Genomic DNA, 15,971 nt, shown 5'->3' with positions numbered 1-15,971 from the left:
GCCGCCATCGAGGCCGGCTGAACGGTACCTATCCCTCGCCGGCGGGCCTGATCCTCAATCTCGCAATGCGGTTCTTGTCGCGCTTCATCACCACGAAACGCTTGCCGTGGAAGGTGAAAGCCTGCTTCTCCTCCGGGATCGACTGCGTCTCATGGATGACGAGACCGGCGATCGTCGTCGCCTCCTCGTCGGGCAGGTCCCAGTCGAGCGCGCGGTTCAGGTCGCGGATCGGCACCGTGCCGTCGACGACGACCGAGCCGTCGGCCTCCTTCTTCACGCCCTGCATGTCGACATCGTGCTCGTCGGCGATCTCGCCGACGATCTCCTCGATGATGTCTTCCAGCGTCACCAGTCCTTCGACCTCGCCATACTCGTCGACGACGATGGCGAAATGCGCCTTGCGCCGCAGGAAGGCGTTGAGCTGGTCCTGCAAGGTGGTGGTGTCCGGCACGAACCACGGCTTCGCCGCGATCTTCATGACGTCGATCCGCGAAAAATCGTTGCCGACCTCGTTGAGGGCCCTCAGCAGATCCTTCGCGTGCAGGACGCCGAYGATGTTGTCGAGCGAGCCCTTCCACAGCGGCATACGGGTGTGCGGACTTGTGAGGATCTCGCGCACAACCGCTTCGGGCGCATTGTCGGCATTGACCGAGCGCATATTGGTGCGGTGGACCATGACGTCCGACACTTCGAGCTCATCGAGGTCGAAGAGGCCCTCGAGCCGGTTGTGCTCCTCACCGGCAGCCGCGCCCTCGTGGCGGGGTTCGTCGCCGTCTTCATCCTTGCCGTTGCGCTCCGACCGCTGCGGCGGCTCGATCGGCCGCAGAGCATAGCCAAAAGCGCCAAGCAACCGGGCGCGGAACAGAAGCGCCAAAAGCACGATGGCGGCAAGGATTGCGGCGACGATCCAGCCGGCGCCGATCATCTAGGCTGGCTCACTTCGAGCCTTCCGGGATGGCTCACCTTGAGGAAAGCCAGCACTTCCGAGGGCGGCACGTCCTTGGCGATGAAGGACTGGCCGATGCCGCGTGTCAGGATGAAGGTCAGCGCGCCGCGCGAGACCTTCTTGTCCTGGGTGATGAAGGAAAGCAGCGCCTCGGCGTCCGGCAGCTCGCCTGGAATATCGGCCATCCGCCAGGGCAGGCCGACGGCCCTGAGATGCGCTTCGACGCGCTCCGCGTCGTCCGGGCTCGCCAGGTTGAGCCGCGCCGAAAAACGATGCGCCAGCGCCATGCCGATGGCGACACCCTCGCCATGGACGAGGCGCGCGCCGTCATATTGCGTGGCGGCTTCCAGCGCGTGGCCGAATGTGTGGCCGAGATTGAGCAGCGCGCGGTCGCCGGTCTCGAACTCGTCGCGTGCGACGACATCGGCCTTGGCGCGGCAGGCCTCGGCGATCGCCTCGACCCGCGCCGGACCGCCGGCAAAGACTTGCCCCCAGTTCTGTTCCAGCCAGGCGAAGAAGGCCGGGCGATCGATCAGCCCGTATTTGGCAAGCTCGGCATAGCCGGCGCGGAACTCGCGGATCGGCAGCGTGTCGAGCGCGTCCGTGTCGGCGAGCACCAGCCTGGGCTGGTGGAAGACGCCGACGAGGTTCTTGCCGCGCGCGCTGTTGATGCCGGTCTTGCCGCCGACGGAGGAATCGACCTGCGCCAGCAGCGAGGTCGGGATCTGCACGAAATTCATGCCGCGCCGCACGATGCCGGAGGCGAAGCCGGCAAGGTCGCCGATGACGCCGCCGCCAAGCGCGATCACCACGTCGCGGCGTTCGAGCTTTGCGGCGAGCACGCCGTCGACCACCTCCTCGAGATGGGCAAAGCTCTTGGTCTTTTCGCCGGCGGGCAAAGTGATGACGGCGGACTGGATGCTGCCTTTATCCAACCCCGCCTTGAGCGTGTCGAGATGCGCGGCGGCGACGTTCTCGTCGGTGACGATGGCCGCGCGGGTGCCGGGAAGGCGGCGCGCGATCTCTTCGCCTGAGCGCGCCAGAAGCCCCGAGCCGATGAGGATATCATAGGCGCGGTCGCCGAGCCCGACCTCGACCTTCACCGCCTCGCTCACGACTCCACCTCGTCGGTTGTGGCGCTTGTAGTGCCTGTCGCGATCGCGGCGACCCCCAGATAGCCGCAAAGCGCGCAGATTACTTCGCCGGCGATGATCTCCTTGCGGTCGTCGCGCGTCGGCACGGTCAAGTCGGCCGTGGCATAGACCGGATAGCGCTCGCTCATCAGCTTCTCCAGCACGCCGCGCGGATCGGGATTCTTGAGCAGCGGCCGGTTCTGCTTCTTGGAGACGCGCTCCATCAACAGGTCCAGATCGGCCTTCAGCCAGACCGATACGCCATGTGCGGAGATCGCCTCGCGCGTCTGCGCGTTCATGAAGGCGCCGCCGCCGGTCGACAGCACCTGCGGTCCGTTCTCCAAGAGACGCAGGATCACGCGCTGCTCCAGCGCCCGGAATTCCGGCTCGCCATAGCGCTCGAACAGCTCCGGCACCGTCATGCGCGAGACGCTTTCGATCTCCTGGTCGCTGTCCATGAAGGGCAGCGAAAGCATCGTCGCCACCTTGCGGCCGATCGCCGTCTTGCCGGCACCCATCAGCCCGACGAAGACGATCGAACGGCTGCCGAGCGCTTCGATCAGCGCGGCACGGCCTTCGTCCGTCGGATTTGGTGGCAGAGCGTTCATCGGGGCCTCTTTGCGCCGTATCGACATCAAAAGCCTGTTTGCGTCAAGCACGGCCGGACAAACGTCCCAAGCAGGTTCCGCAAAAGTGGCCCACGGCTTTGCGAAGAGAACCTGCGAAAATAACAATCCCTAAGCAGGCATTCGTGGGCTTGCCCGCGATGCCTGCTTAGGAGCTTTTCCGGCAAAACCTCTGTCCACCCCAACCCTTCGTCCTTGAATTGGCCGGATTGGCGTCCCATAAGGGGACAGGGCTTGGAAACGCAGAACAAGAAGACGGGCGAAAATTTGAATGCCGACTTTGTTTCGGTTTGTCGTGACGCTGGCGGTTCTTGCAGGCATTGCCTATGGCGCGATGTTCGCGCTGGCAATGTTCGTGGAGCCGAAAAAGGCGGAAATGAGCGTGCGTATCCCCGCCGAAAAGCTCAACCCCAAGAAAAACTGATCCAACAGAAACGAGCACCGATCCCGGCCCGATGAACAGCGCCGCCCGCATCGAAGCCTTCCTCGAAATGATGAGCGCCGAGCGGGGCGCAGCCGAAAACACGCTTTCGTCTTACCGCCGCGATCTGGAGGACGCTTCCGAGGCGATCGAAGGCGGACTTGCCGGCGCGGGATCGGCCGACATCCGCGCCTATCTCGACGACATTGCAGCGCGCGGCTTCGCCCCGACCTCGCAGGCGCGCAAATTGTCGGCGATCCGCCAGTTCTTCAAATTCCTCTATGCCGAAGGCCTGCGCGGCGACGACCCGACCGGCACGCTGGACAGCCCGCGCAAGGGCCGGCCGCTGCCGAAGACGATGAGCGAGGCCGAGACCGGCCGCCTGCTCGACCGGGCGGCGCAGGAAGCGGCCGGTACCGGACCCGACGGCGACAGGCTGGCGGCGCTGCGCCTGCACGCGCTGGTCGAAGTGCTTTACGCCACCGGCTTGCGCGTGTCGGAGCTGGTCGGACTGCCGGTAACGGTGGCGCTGCGCGACGACCGTTTCTTCATGGTGCGCGGCAAGGGCGACAAGGAACGCATGGTGCCGCTGTCGGCCAAGGCGCGCGCCGCCATGCGCGCCTGGCTTGCCGCAAGGGCCGGGCGGCCGGCCTTTGCCGAGAGCCCGTTCCTGTTTCCGGCCTCTTCCGACAGCGGCCATCTCTCCCGGCAGGTTTTCGCCCGCGATCTCAAGGGCTTGGCCGCGCGGACGGGGATAGAAGCGGCCAAGATCTCGCCGCATGTGCTTCGCCATGCTTTTGCCAGCCACCTGCTGCAGAACGGCGCCGATCTCAGAGCCGTTCAGCAACTCCTTGGCCATGCCGACATCTCGACCACGCAGATCTACACCCATGTGCTGGAAGAGCGGCTGGTGCGGCTGGTCAACGATCATCATCCGCTTGCCGACTAGGCCTCATATCGCTATGTGAGGGCGACGTTCCACCGCCCGGAGCCGGCATTTCAGCGGTTCCGCCAGCCATTTGCCTTCCGACGGATCGGTCCGCTCAAGCATGTACAACTACCTCGACTTCGAAAAGCCGGTGCAGGATCTGGAGCTCAAGATCCTTGAGCTCAAGAAGCTTGCCGAGAACGGCGAAGCGGTCGACGTCGCCGAAGAGATCAGCAGGCTGGAAAAGCGCTCGCGTGACGCGTTGCGCGACCTCTACAAGGCGCTCACGCCCTGGCAGAAGGTGCAGGTCGCGCGCCATCCCGACCGCCCGCATTGCGTCGACTACATCAAGGCGCTGTTCACCGACTTCACGCCTTTGGCCGGCGACCGCAATTTCGGCGACGACCAGGCGATCGTCGGCGGCTTCGCGCGTTTCCGCGGCGAGCCCGTGGCGGTCATCGGGCAGGAGAAGGGTTCCGACACGGCAAGCCGCATCAAGCACAATTTCGGCTCGGTACGGCCCGAGGGCTACCGCAAGGCGGTGCGCCTGATGGAACTGGCCGACCGTTTCAAGATCCCGCTGTTGACGCTGGTCGACACCGCCGGCGCCTATCCCGGCGTCGGCGCCGAGGAGCGCGGCCAGGCCGAGGCGATCGCGCGTTCGACCTCGGCCTGCCTTTCGCTGAAAGTGCCGTCGATCTCGGTGGTCATCGGCGAAGGCGGCTCCGGCGGCGCCATCGCGATCGCCACCGCCAACCGCGTCTACATGCTGGAGCACGCCATCTATTCGGTCATCTCGCCCGAGGGTGCCGCCTCGATCCTGTGGCGCGACACGACCCGCTCGAAGGATGCGGCGACCAACATGAAGATCACCGCGCAGGATCTTCTCGAGATGAAGATCATCGACGCCATCATTCCCGAACCGATCGGCGGCGCCCAGCGCGCGCCGGAAACGGTGATCGCCTCCACCGGCGACCTCATCGCCCGGACGATGAAGGATTTTGCCGGCGCCAACACCGATTTCCGCGAGCAGCGCCGCGAGAAATACCTGGCGATGGGCCGCAGTCTCTGATCCATCGGGCCTCTGTCGGGTAAACTGTGGCGGCAACGACCAATTTCGCCACAAAAATGCCGCCGGATTCGGCTCAATGGAAATCGCCGTGAGGGGTTTGCCAAGGCTTGCGGTAAGGAATTTTCAAGGTTAACGGGCTTACGGTCCACTGGTGTTCAGCCTGCGGGCCCGGCCATGCCGAGAGCCGTTGGCCCGAAAGAAGAGACGTAGCCGCATCGATGTTTGCCAAGCTTGCCCGCACCGGAGTCCTGATTGCCGCCATCGGCGTCGCTGGCTGCAATGATTCGTCGATGAAGGATTTCGCGCCGGAGGCCAACAAGCCGCTGCCGGACAAGATCCTTGCCGACATGAAGGCCAAGGGCATGGTGCGCACCTCCTCGGTGATGGCGCGCATCTTCAAGGAGGAAGGCAAGCTCGAGATCTGGAAGGCCAAGACCAACGGCCGTTACGATCTCGTCGCCACTTACGACATCTGCAAATGGTCGGGAAAGCTCGGCCCCAAATACACCGAGGGCGACCGCCAGGCGCCGGAAGGCTTCTACACGGTGCGCCCGTCGCAGATGAATCCGCGCTCGAATTACCATTTGTCCTTCAACATCGGCTTCCCCAATGCCTATGACCGCGCCAATGGCCGCACCGGCCAGAACCTGATGGTTCATGGCGCCTGCTCGTCGTCCGGTTGCTATTCGATGACCGACGCGCAGATCGAGCAGATCTATGCCTTCGGCCGCGACGCCTTCCAGGGTGGCCAGACCGAGTTCCAGATCCAGGCCTTTCCGTTCCGCATGACCGCCGCCAACATGGCGCGCTACCGCAACGACCCGAACTACGAGTTCTGGAAGATGCTGAAGGTCGGCTATGATAATTTCGAGATCACCAAGGTGCCGCCGAAGGTCGACGTCTGCGAGAAGCGCTACGTCTTCAACCAGGTGGCGCCCGAAGGCACGACCTTCGACCCGACCGGCCCCTGCCCCGCGACGACCCAGCCGGATTCGCTGAAAGTGGCCTACGCCAATTACGAGAAGAGCTACGATGCGGCCTTCAATTCGGCCGTGAGGTCCAGCGCGCCGCCGCCGAAGCCGACCATTGCCGGCATCAAGGAAGCCAGCATCGTTTCCGACTGGTCGAAGCGCCGCGCCCGCGGCGAGCGCGTGCCGATCGACCCGCCGTCGATGAACGCCGATGGCTCGGTGACGGAAACGACCCGCATGGGCCGTATCGATTCCCCGCTTGGCCGCAAGATGGCCGCGCTCGACGCGGAGAAGGAAGCCAAGCGCAAGGCCGAGGAGCAGCGCCTGGCCGCGATCGAGGCGGCCAAAGCCGCCAAGGAAGCGGCCAAGCAGCAGGCTTTGGCCGAGAAGGAAGCCGCCAAGCAAGCAGCGCAGCAGCCGGTCGTCACCGCAGGCGTGGAAGCCGCGCCCGCGCAGGAAACGCAGCAAGCCGCCGATGCCGACCAGGGCACCGTGTCGAAGCTGAAGAAGAAGCTGCTCGGCATGTTCGGTGGCTGAGACTTCGTGCATAACGACACGCCCGCCACCTACGATCTCAAGGGGCTGAACTGCCCGCTGCCGGTGCTGAAAGCCCGCAAGCGGCTCGCCGCGATGCGGCCTGGCAGCCGGCTTTGGCTTGAAACCACCGATCCGCTGGCGGTCATCGATATCCCGGCCTTCTGCGCCGATGCCGGCCACCAATTGGTCGAAACGGCCGCGGTCACCGGCGGCCACCGCTTTCTGGTCGAACGCGGCAACGCCGCCTGAGCCGACGTCGTTTTCGCCTATAACCCTGCAATCGCCAGCGGATTGGCTTCGAGCGCGGCCCGGTCCGGCGTGTCGATCGACGGCCTGTTGGTGAAGGCAGCGAACAGCCGCCGGATATAGTCCTGCGGCATGTCGAGCGTGATCAGCACCAGCCTGGTGCCGCGCTCGCCGTCGGGCCAGGCCGGCAGCCTCGCCGGCGGATGCAGGATCTTCTGCACGCCGTGAATGACCAGCGGCCGCGACGGATCCTCGGCAAGCTCGATGACGCCCTTCATGCGCAGGAGTTTCTCGCCATGCGTCGAGCGCAGAAGATCGAGGAACATCTCGATCGCCGAGAACGGCACCGGGCCGTCATGGACCAGCGAGTGCGTGCGCACGCGCGCATCATGGCGATGCTCATGATGGTGGTGGTGATCATCATGGTCGCCGTCATGGTGGTCATGGTGATGATCATGGTCATGCGCCGCTTCTTCACCAAGCCAGCGCCGCACGTCGGCGGACTTGGTTTCGGGATTGTAGAGCCCGCAATTGAACAGCGCCGCGGCGCTGGCCTCGTTGACGTCGAGCACAACTGCGCCCGGATTGACCTGCTTCAGCCTCGCCCGCAACGCCTCGACCTCGGCCGCGTCGGCAAGGTCGGTCTTGGCCAGCACGACGCGGTCGGCCACCGCCGCCTGCTTCACCGCCTCGACATGGGCATCGAGCGTTGCCTCGCCATTGACGGCGTCGACCAGCGTGATGACGCCGTCGAGCCGGAAGGCCTGCACCAGCGCCGGATGCGCCATGATCGACTGCAGCACTGGCGCCGGATCGGCAAGGCCCGTCGTCTCGACGACGACGCGAGCCAATTTCGCGATACGGCCGGTCTGCAGCCGGTCGACGAGATCGGCGAGCGTGTCGACCAGATCGCCGCGCACTGTGCAGCACAGGCAGCCGTCGGAAAGCTGGATGATGCCGTCGGACGCCTGCTCGACGAGCAGATGGTCGATCGCCACCTCGCCGAACTCGTTGATGATCACCGCCGTATCGGCAAGCGCCGGGTCCTTGAGCAGCCTGTTGAGCAGCGTCGTCTTGCCGGCGCCGAGGAAACCGGTGAGCACGGATACGGGAATGGGAAAGCTGCTGTCCATGACGCAGCTCAGTTGGCCTTGGCGGGCTGGTCGCCCTGCGCCCCGGCGGCGGCGGTAGCCACCGGCTCGGCGCCGGCCGGCGCCGGCCTGTCGGGCCGCCAGCTCGGCAGCGGCACATCGGCATAGTTCTGATCGGTCTGATCGACGAATGCCTTGGGCGCCGGCCCCGTGGCGCCGCCGAGCCCGACCGCGACCAGGGTCGGGTGGTCGAGCTTCACCTGGTAGGGCGATTTCGGCTTATCCTTGGCCGCAACCTCGGGAGCAGCCTCGGACTGCTCCTCCTTCGGCTTCTTCTTACAGATCTCGTCATGCAAGTCGTTGGGCGACAGCGTATCGCCATAAGGCTTGAGAGCTGCCAGCGTGGTCGATCCCGTCGCCGGCTTATCAAAACCCTGGTCGAGCAGCTTCGCCGCCGCTTCCGCTCTGCTGATCGCCGATTTCTCGCCAAGCACCACGGCCACCAGCGTGCGGCCGTTGCGCGTCGCCGAGCCGATCATGTTGAAGCCCGACGAGCAGACGAAGCCGGTCTTCATGCCGTCGGCGCCGGGATAGCGGCCGATGAGGAGATTGTAGTTCGGGAGCGTCTTCTTGCCGACGGCAAGGCCTTCGATCGAGAACCAGGGCGCATATTGCGGAAAATCATTGCGCAGCGCCGTCACCAGCACGGCAAGGTCGCGGGCCGTCGTATATTGCTCGGGAGAGAAAAGCCCGTTCGGGTTGACGAAATGCGTGCCTGTCATGCCGAGCCGGGCCGCCTCGGCGTTCATGCGGTCGGCGAAGGCGGCCTGCGATCCGCCGATATTCTCGCCGACAGCCATGGCGATGTCGTTGGCCGACTTGACCAGCATCATCTTCAGCGCATTGTCGAGCCGCATCACCGAGCCGGGCTTGAAGCCCATCTTGCTCGGCGGCTCGCCGGCCGAATGCTTCGTCACCTTGATCGGCGAATCGAGCGCCACCTCGCCCGCCTGGATCGCGCGGAAGGCGACATAGGCCGTCATCAGCTTGCTGAGCGAGGCCGGATACCAGCGCTTGAAGGCGTCCTGATGCTCCAGTATGGAGCCGCTTTTGAGGTCGAAGAGCACGACCGGATTGGCCCGGGCCGCGCCGGCAAAGACCGCAGTCGCCAGCGCGCCTGCCAGCAACAGGTTGAGGAAATGCCTTTGCCRCATGATCAAATCCGAAATCGCCTCTTGCCGTAATCGCTGCCGGGTCCGTAAGATTTCGTTACCCATCGCCAGCATAATGCGGGCCGACCCTCACCCCGGACCGCATTGTTGCGGTGCTATTTACCCTATGTGTCGCCAAAATGGCAAAGTGCCAGACATCACAATTGACAAACACAATTGCTGAGCATCGGCTCTGAACCGACCGCCGCCGACCAACCGAGAGATGGAACGATCATGCCGATTCTGAACCGCGCCGCGCAAATGCAGGAAGAAGTAGCCGGCTGGCGACGGCATCTGCACCAGACACCGGAGCTGAATTTCGACGTGTTCCAGACCGCCGATTTCGTCACCGGGAAGCTGAAGGCCTTCGGCTGCGACGAGGTGGTGACGGGGCTGGGCAAGACCGGCGTCGTCGGCATCATCCGCGGCCGCAAGGGCGATGGCCCGACCATCGGGCTGCGCGCCGACATGGACGCGCTGCCGATCGACGAGATCACCGGCAAGCCATGGGCCTCGACGGTACGCGGCAAGATGCATGCCTGCGGCCATGACGGCCACACCGCAATGCTCCTGGGCGCTGCCAAGTATCTTGCCGAGACGCGCAACTTCGCCGGCACCGTGGCGGTGATCTTCCAGCCGGCCGAGGAAGGTGGCGGCGGCGGCAACGAAATGGTCAAGGACGGCATGATGGAGCGCTTCGGCATCGAGAAGGTATTCGGTATGCACAACATGCCGGGCCTGCCTGTCGGCCAGTTCGCCATCAAGCCCGGCCCGATCATGGCCGCGACGGCCGAATTCACCATCACCGTCAAGGGCCGCGGCGGCCATGCCGCGATGCCGCACGGCACGATCGACCCGATCGTCATCACCAGCCAGCTCGTCGGCGCGCTACAGACGATTGCCTCGCGCAGCACCGATCCGGTCGAGGCCGTGGTGGTGTCGGTGACGAAGTTCCATGCCGGCGACGCCTATAACGTCATTCCCGAAAGCGCCGAGATCGCCGGCACCGTGCGCACGCTGAAGAAGGAAGTGGCCAAGAAATCGGAAGAGCGCATCCGCGCGATCTGCGCCGGCCTCGCTGCGGCCTTTGGCGCCACCATCGAGGTCGACTACGACGCCAATTACCCCGTCACCTTCAACCATGCCGAGGAAACCGCGTTTGCGGCCGACGTCGCGGCCGACATCGCCGGCGACAGCCATGTCCACCGCGCCATCCAACCGGTGATGGGCGGCGAGGATTTCTCCTATATGCTGGAAGCCCGCCCCGGCGCCTTCATCTTCATCGGCAACGGCGACTCGGCCGGCCTGCATCACCCGGCCTACGACTTCAACGACGAGGTCATCCCGCACGGCATGAGCTATTGGGTGAAGCTGRCCGAAACCGCGCTGGCCGCCTGAGCGCCTGCGGGCGAAGGCGGCGCCACCCGGCTTGCCGGCTCGGCCCTGCCGAGATGAGTCGCAGTCCAAGGGGAGTCAGCATGCCCCTTGGCGAACCGGCCCGAAGCGTTTATGTGTCGGGCCGCGTGGTCCCGTAGCTCAGTAGGATAGAGCGGCAGATTCCTAATCTGTAGGTCACAGGTTCGATTCCTGTCGGGATCACCATGCTTTTCAATGGCTTGGCGAGCAGGTCGCCGCGCGCAGGGATCAAAGCGATCCCGACGTGAACGGCCCCGAAAGATGGTGCGCACGCATAAGCGTCGAAAGGCGGTTCGCCGCTTCGGCGAATGCTTCGCCTCCCGAAGCGATCAGCGCCGCTCGTTCCTGCTCGGATGCGGCCAGGATGCGTTCCCAGAACGCGGCGACGACAGCGCTCGACCGAGCGAGATCGGATGCCGCGTCCCGATCGGCGGCCAGCGCCGCCAAGTGCCGAGATGTGATGCCGCCGATGCCGGGCGGGACTTTCGCGCCCATGTCGACAAAACCCGGAGGCAGCGATCCTTTCAGATTGTGGACGCGATGCTCGACGATGGCGGCGTAAATCTGGTCGACGGCCTGCTTGGCGCCCGCGACGCGAGAGGGATGATCGGTGTCGGCCGCGGCATGCGGGAGAAGTTCCAGACGCTGGCCATAGGCCTCGACCAGTCTGAGATAGGGCGCCATTGGTCCCGAAAGCGTGTCGCCGTCCTTGAAAAGGTCCGCATCGATCGCCGCATGGGAAACGCGCCCTGACGCCAGCGCGCGCTCCAGTGCTGCCACATCGACCAGCTCGCCGCGATCGTAGTTGATGAGCACGGCGCCGGGGTTGAGGAGGGAGAGGACTTCATCTCCGATCAGACCGGCGTTGGCGTATCGTTGCTGGCCGGCATCGAAAACGCCGAGGCCGAGATGGACGGAAAGCGCGTCGGCGCCACGCGCCGCCTCCTCCATGGTTGCGGCATAGTCGAAGCCTTCCGCCTCGATCCATTTGCGGTGACGGGGCCGCGCATGGATGGCGACCCGCATGCCAAAGGCCTGGCCGAGCCTGGCGAATTCCCGGCCGATATTGCCATAGCCGATCACCGCTAGTCTTTTGCCTTCGAGCTTCTCGGTCGGGTAATGGCGCAGGTCTTTTCCCGTATCGAACTGCCCGCCGGCAACCAGGGCGTTGAGCTTGTCCACGGGGAGATCCGGCCTGACTTTCAGCAGCGCCTTCATGGCCATTTGCGCGGTGGCGCGGCTGTTGATGCCCGGCGTGTTCATCAACGGCGCCTCGCCGCCCTCGCCGCCGCCCCCGCCCCAGGATGCCGACCCCATATTGCCGGTGCCGGCGCCGATGCGTACGCCGCCGAGGCGGAACCTGGCCTCGGCCGGAATGAAGGTCGCGGCGGCAATGACGGCGTCGTAGCGGCCGTCGCCGGCCTCGGCCAGCAATTCCTCGCGCGTGCTCAATTGCGGCAAATAGAAGAAATGCAGCTTGCCGGGATCGAGGGCGCCGGCGCTGCTGATGCCTGTCTGGTGGAACACCCCGCCCTTGGCTTCGATATGAGCCTTGACCTCGCTGTGGTCGGGATTGCCGTCCGCGCCAAAGCGCAGCCCGACAAAATCGCAGATCAGAATATTGGCTGATGTCATGAAGCGTCGTTTCCCTGCAGCTGTCTCCAGCTACCCCAATCCGTTATCCGATGGACCACGTGAAGCGGCATATCCGGGTCGCAAGCGGGAAATCTGTCCAGGAAGCTAGAACCTGTCGGCCCTGAATGGCGACAGGTCGACCGTGGTCGGCGAGCTGGCCGAATCCGGTTACGGATCGGAGTCCGGAATAGAGGGCCTGGACGCTTATCTGCGAACCAAATTCGTCACGGAGATCTGAGAGAACCGCATCTCCAAACAGGTCGCTTCGGCTATTCCGCCGCGATCCGCAGGCCGGCGTCGCGGCGGAAGAGCGCATAGCCTGCCTCGTCGACCGCCTGCGCGACGCGCTTGCGGATCGCTTCCGAAACCAGGACGCCGTCGGCAAAATCCTTGTCCGTCGCATAGACCGCGGTGGGCAAGGCAAGCGCCTCGAAAAAGCCGAACAGCGGTCGCAATTGGTGCTCGACGATCAGCGCATGCCGCTCGCCGCCGCCCGTTGCGAGCAGCAGCACCGGCTTGCCTCTCAGCGAGGCCGGATCGAGCAGGTCGAAGAAGTGCTTGAACAGGCCGGTGTAGCTGCCCTTGTAGGTCGGCGATCCGACCACCAGCATGTCGGCGTTGACGACCCTGTCGAGAATATCGCGGGCCTGCTGATCGAGATCGCGCGCCCATTTGGCGCTGCCGAGCGAAGGTCCGACATCTTCGATATCAAAGGTGCTTGCCGACAGGTTGCTGCGCGCCGCGATGTCCCTGACCACCTGCTCGACGAAACCGCGCGTCTTCGACGGCCGGGTGAAATTTCCGGAGAAACCGACAACGGTTGGATTGGGCATGTTCATTTCCCTCGAGGCGCCGGCGCTAAATCTAATGTCTATAATTTTTATAGACTGTAATCCGCCTTAGAAGGAACGATCCGCCTTTCGAGGGCCCCGCCTCGAACATTTTTTCCATGAATTGGCCGGTTCATGGTTTCGTTGGTCGGGCAGGCGGCACCATCAGCTTGCAGGAGTTGCGGGCCGGCGGTGCCGCGCCGGTCCCGCGATCGCGCATCGGTCTGGAGGGGCCGATGCGCGGCAATACTTGAATCCTCAGGCAACCTTGCGATCGGGCTGGCGCGCGAAGATCTCCCGGACCTTGTCCGCTATCGCCTTGCCGAGATCGCGGTTGTTCTGCGCCGTGAAGTGGATGCCGTCGCAGCCGTCGGTGGTGATGAAATCCCCGGCATTGAGGAAATCGACCTTGGTGAAATCGGCCATGGCGCGATACTCGGCCGCGAGCGCCGCCGTCTTCTCATGGCCGCCGGCGAACATGCCCTGGAAGAAGGGATGCGGCATCGGAGTCAGTGGCGGCGGCGCGACCACCAGCGCCTGGGGCGCCGGATAGGGTGTGCCGACGCCACCGGCGCTGGTGAGGATCTGGCCAACGAGCTTGGCCATGCCGTTGGCGATCTCATAAGGCGTGCGGCGGAAGAACGACTTGGTGTCGTTGGTGCCGAGCATGACGATGACGAGGTCGAGCGGCAGATGACTGGCGATGGCCGAGGGCAGATAAGCGCTGCCGTTAAGACGAGGATCATTGGGATCGTCGAGGCTGGTGGTGCGGGCGCTCAAACCTTCCTCGATTACATGGTAGCCATCGCCCAGATGCGAAGCCATCACGCCCGTCCAGCGGTCCTCATAGGCGTAGCGATGCGTCGGCGATCCCTCGATGACCGGAATCCAGCCCCAGGTCAGGGAATCTCCAAAACACAAGATCGATCTTTTGGTCATATCTCCAATCCATTTTTCCTATGCGATTGACTATTGGCCGTTCCGAACTTGCCCGCTCAGCTCGACCTTTGCCTGATGCCGTAGAAGATCGCCGCGAGCAGGATGATCAGCCCCTGCGCGATCAGCTTGCCGGGCTCGTCGATGCCGAAGGTGGTCATCACCACGAACAGCAGCGCGAACGACAGCACGCCGAAGAAAGGCCCCCAGACACCGCCTTCCCCACGGCCGAAGACGACGCCGCCGAGGATGGTCGCGGCGACCGCCAGGATCGGCAGGTCGAGCCCGACCCGAACGCTGCCGACGGCGATCGAAGCCGTCTGGACCAAAGCGGCAATGCCCGCGAATAGGCCGGCGAGCGTATGCGCGAGCACGACCGTGCGCGCGACCGGAACGCCGGAGAAATGCGCCGCCTGCACGTTCTCACCCACCGACGTCACGTAGCGGCCGAAAACCGTGCGCGACAGAAACAGCGACAGCGCCGCCGAAACCGCCACCCAGAAGATCACAGGCGTCGGCGCCGGGCCAAGCTTGGTATTGTAGATGTCGGCGAACATGCCGGGCACATCGCCGGGCGGCTTGCCGCTCGATAGATATTGCACGATCCCGACCAAGACGATGCCGACCGCAAGCGTAACGATGACGGCCGAGACCCGTCTCACTCCGACCATCAGCCCGTTGAAGAACCCGACGGCCAGCCCGATGGCCAGCGCCAGGACAATGAAGAACGCCATGGAGGCGCCGGGAAAGGCGCCGGACGAAATGGTGTAGTTGATGAGCAGGATGACGCCGCCGCCCGACAGGTCGATGCTTCGCACCCGCATCACCAGAAGCTGGCCGAGCACCAATATGCCGAGCGGAACGATCTGGCGCACGAATATGCCCATGATGTTGAGATTGAGCATGTTCGGCCGCGCGATCCACAGAACCACAAGCAGCACGGCAAAGACGTAGTAGGCCGGAGGGACGCGCAGCAAGCGGCGCATGACGGGATTGGTGAGCGCGGCAGCCACTTACAACCCCATCTTCTTGCGCGACTGCAGAGCGACCACAAGGAGCAGGATCGCCCCCTTGATGGTGGTCTGGATGAAGGGCGACACATTCGTCAGGTTCATGCCGTTGGCGAGCAGCGCCATGACCAGCGCGCCGATGACGGTGCCGTGCAGGCTGCCGATGCCGCCGGAAAGCTGGGTGCCGCCGATGGCCACGGCCGTGATCGCGTCAAGCTCGAACAGCAGCCCGACATTCGGGTCGCCCGAGACGATGCGCCCGGCGAGGAAGACTCCGGCCAGCGCCGCGAAGCAGGAGCAGATCACATACGCGAGCACGATGTTGCGCCGGTCGGCGATGCCGAAATTATGCGCCGCATCCTCCACGCCGGACGACACGCCGCCGCCGATCGCAAAAAGGTGCAGCCCGAAGCGGGAGCCGTAGAGCAGCTTCCAGGCGACCGCGAGTATGAAGATGCCCCAGAACACGGGCATCGGTACCCCGAGGAAGGACCCGGCCACGGCGCTGATGACGATATCCGGCACCGTGCCGCCCGAAACCGGCCGCAGCACCCGCGTGATCCCGAGCAGAATGTACTGCGTCGACAGCGTCGCGATGATCGGATGCACGTTGAAGCGGGTGATGATGAAGCCGTTGCTGAAGCCGACCAGCGCGGCCAGYACGAACACGGCCGGGATCAGCACCCAGGCGGGTCCGCCGAGCGCGAGCACCGCCGTCGTGAAGCTGATCATCGACCCGACCGAAAGGTCGAGCCCGCCGAGCAGGATGACGAACATCTGGCCGACCGCCGTGATGACGAGCGGCATCGCCTGCGGCACCAGATTGAGCAGGTTTTCCCCGTTGAGGAACTGCGCCGTCTCGAGGCTGAGCCAGAGCGCGATGGCCAGCGCGATCAGCAGGGGCAGCATCCACATGCCCTGCCGCGATCCTCTCGCGCTCATGAGGCGCCTGCTGATGGCTG

16 protein-coding genes and 1 tRNA gene are annotated in these 15,971 nt (G+C 64.6%); 7 read left to right on the top strand and 10 right to left on the bottom strand.

The features are described from left to right. Positions 1-28: 28 nt before the first annotated feature. Genes LCM4577_RS33860 through LCM4577_RS33850 form a run of 3 tightly spaced genes read right to left on the bottom strand, consistent with a single transcriptional unit; the run spans position 29 to position 2,687 of the window. Positions 29-925 (bottom strand): HlyC/CorC family transporter, encoded by an 897-nt coding sequence (locus LCM4577_RS33860; RefSeq protein ID WP_071074920.1) that lies wholly within the window; start codon positions 923-925, stop codon positions 29-31. Then, positions 922-2,061, bottom strand: coding sequence for a 3-dehydroquinate synthase (gene aroB, locus LCM4577_RS33855; RefSeq protein ID WP_071074919.1), 1,140 nt, complete (start codon positions 2,059-2,061; stop codon positions 922-924). Before aroB ends, LCM4577_RS33860 begins: the two co-directional genes overlap by 4 nt. Beyond that, positions 2,058-2,687 (bottom strand): shikimate kinase, encoded by a 630-nt coding sequence (locus LCM4577_RS33850; protein WP_071033710.1) that lies wholly within the window; start codon positions 2,685-2,687, stop codon positions 2,058-2,060. The genes aroB and LCM4577_RS33850 overlap by 4 nt, the downstream gene beginning before the upstream one ends. Before the next feature lie 289 nt (positions 2,688-2,976). Here LCM4577_RS33850 and LCM4577_RS33845 point away from each other — a divergent pair, with 289 nt between their 5' ends. From LCM4577_RS33845 to LCM4577_RS33825, 5 genes are all read left to right on the top strand, one after another. Then, positions 2,977-3,129 (top strand): hypothetical protein, encoded by a 153-nt coding sequence (locus LCM4577_RS33845; protein ID WP_040989318.1) that lies wholly within the window; start codon positions 2,977-2,979, stop codon positions 3,127-3,129. A 31-nt stretch (positions 3,130-3,160) separates the two neighbouring features. Beyond that, positions 3,161-4,075, top strand: a complete 915-nt coding sequence (locus LCM4577_RS33840; RefSeq protein ID WP_071033712.1) for a site-specific tyrosine recombinase XerD — start codon at positions 3,161-3,163, stop codon at positions 4,073-4,075. 100 nt (positions 4,076-4,175) lie between these two features. Next, on the top strand, positions 4,176-5,126 hold the full coding sequence (locus LCM4577_RS33835; protein ID WP_040989320.1) for an acetyl-CoA carboxylase carboxyltransferase subunit alpha: 951 nt from the start codon (positions 4,176-4,178) through the stop codon (positions 5,124-5,126). Between the two features lie 218 nt (positions 5,127-5,344). Then, on the top strand, positions 5,345-6,634 hold the full coding sequence (locus LCM4577_RS33830) for a murein L,D-transpeptidase family protein (protein WP_040989321.1): 1,290 nt from the start codon (positions 5,345-5,347) through the stop codon (positions 6,632-6,634). A gap of 6 nt (positions 6,635-6,640) precedes the next feature. Further along, positions 6,641-6,883 carry a sulfurtransferase TusA family protein gene (locus LCM4577_RS33825; RefSeq protein WP_041000288.1) on the top strand — a complete coding sequence of 81 codons (243 nt, stop codon included), beginning with the start codon at positions 6,641-6,643 and terminating at the stop codon, positions 6,881-6,883. A 17-nt stretch (positions 6,884-6,900) separates the two neighbouring features. Here the strand turns inward: LCM4577_RS33825 and LCM4577_RS33820 are convergent, their stop codons facing one another. Together LCM4577_RS33820 and LCM4577_RS33815 are read right to left on the bottom strand one after the other, a co-directional pair. Continuing rightward, on the bottom strand, positions 6,901-8,013 hold the full coding sequence (locus LCM4577_RS33820) for a GTP-binding protein (protein ID WP_071074918.1): 1,113 nt from the start codon (positions 8,011-8,013) through the stop codon (positions 6,901-6,903). A gap of 8 nt (positions 8,014-8,021) precedes the next feature. Further along, a complete protein-coding gene (locus LCM4577_RS33815) occupies positions 8,022-9,185 on the bottom strand; it encodes a D-alanyl-D-alanine carboxypeptidase family protein (protein WP_071074972.1) in 1,164 nt (387 codons plus the stop codon). Between the two features lie 231 nt (positions 9,186-9,416). On the opposite strand from LCM4577_RS33815, the gene LCM4577_RS33810 reads away from it, so the two are divergent. Both LCM4577_RS33810 and LCM4577_RS33805 read left to right on the top strand, forming a co-directional pair. Continuing rightward, positions 9,417-10,580, top strand: coding sequence for a M20 aminoacylase family protein (locus LCM4577_RS33810; RefSeq protein WP_071074970.1), 1,164 nt, complete (start codon positions 9,417-9,419; stop codon positions 10,578-10,580). A 127-nt stretch (positions 10,581-10,707) separates the two neighbouring features. Continuing rightward, positions 10,708-10,784: transfer RNA gene (locus LCM4577_RS33805), tRNA-Arg, on the top strand. Positions 10,785-10,826: 42 nt separating this feature from the next. Here LCM4577_RS33805 and LCM4577_RS33800 read toward each other — a convergent pair. The 5 genes from LCM4577_RS33800 to LCM4577_RS33780 form a co-directional block, all read right to left on the bottom strand. Next, positions 10,827-12,233 carry a D-isomer specific 2-hydroxyacid dehydrogenase family protein gene (locus LCM4577_RS33800; protein WP_071074917.1) on the bottom strand — a complete coding sequence of 469 codons (1,407 nt, stop codon included), beginning with the start codon at positions 12,231-12,233 and terminating at the stop codon, positions 10,827-10,829. Between the two features lie 269 nt (positions 12,234-12,502). Continuing rightward, a complete protein-coding gene (gene msuE, locus LCM4577_RS33795) occupies positions 12,503-13,066 on the bottom strand; it encodes an FMN reductase (protein ID WP_071074916.1) in 564 nt (187 codons plus the stop codon). A gap of 255 nt (positions 13,067-13,321) precedes the next feature. Beyond that, a complete protein-coding gene (locus LCM4577_RS33790; RefSeq protein ID WP_071074915.1) occupies positions 13,322-14,002 on the bottom strand; it encodes an SGNH/GDSL hydrolase family protein in 681 nt (226 codons plus the stop codon). Between the two features lie 56 nt (positions 14,003-14,058). After that, entirely contained in the window at positions 14,059-14,985 is a 927-nt protein-coding gene (locus LCM4577_RS33785; RefSeq protein ID WP_371410091.1) for an ABC transporter permease, read from the bottom strand. A 27-nt stretch (positions 14,986-15,012) separates the two neighbouring features. Next, entirely contained in the window at positions 15,013-15,951 is a 939-nt protein-coding gene (locus tag LCM4577_RS33780) for an ABC transporter permease (RefSeq protein WP_244508504.1), read from the bottom strand. Between the last annotated feature and the right edge of the window lie 20 nt (positions 15,952-15,971).

The sequence above is a fragment of the Mesorhizobium sp. LCM 4577 genome (assembly GCF_001854795.2).
Lineage (GTDB): Bacteria > Pseudomonadota > Alphaproteobacteria > Rhizobiales > Rhizobiaceae > Mesorhizobium > Mesorhizobium plurifarium.
The sequence above is the reverse complement of the archived record's forward strand: the minus strand, read 5'-3'. Positions and strand labels throughout refer to the sequence as shown.

Coding starts and splice junctions, on each gene's coding strand:
- LCM4577_RS33800 (WP_071074917.1), bottom strand. CDS start 12,233: ATGACATCAGCCAATATTCTGATCTGCGATTTTGTCGGGCTGCGCTTT.
- LCM4577_RS33835 (WP_040989320.1), top strand. CDS start 4,176: ATGTACAACTACCTCGACTTCGAAAAGCCGGTGCAGGATCTGGAGCTC.
- msuE (WP_071074916.1), bottom strand. CDS start 13,066: ATGCCCAATCCAACCGTTGTCGGTTTCTCCGGAAATTTCACCCGGCCG.
- LCM4577_RS33785 (WP_371410091.1), bottom strand. CDS start 14,985: ATGCGCCGCTTGCTGCGCGTCCCTCCGGCCTACTACGTCTTTGCCGTG.
- LCM4577_RS33830 (WP_040989321.1), top strand. CDS start 5,345: ATGTTTGCCAAGCTTGCCCGCACCGGAGTCCTGATTGCCGCCATCGGC.
- LCM4577_RS33840 (WP_071033712.1), top strand. CDS start 3,161: ATGAACAGCGCCGCCCGCATCGAAGCCTTCCTCGAAATGATGAGCGCC.
- LCM4577_RS33820 (WP_071074918.1), bottom strand. CDS start 8,013: ATGGACAGCAGCTTTCCCATTCCCGTATCCGTGCTCACCGGTTTCCTC.
- LCM4577_RS33850 (WP_071033710.1), bottom strand. CDS start 2,687: ATGAACGCTCTGCCACCAAATCCGACGGACGAAGGCCGTGCCGCGCTG.
- LCM4577_RS33790 (WP_071074915.1), bottom strand. CDS start 14,002: ATGACCAAAAGATCGATCTTGTGTTTTGGAGATTCCCTGACCTGGGGC.
- LCM4577_RS33845 (WP_040989318.1), top strand. CDS start 2,977: ATGCCGACTTTGTTTCGGTTTGTCGTGACGCTGGCGGTTCTTGCAGGC.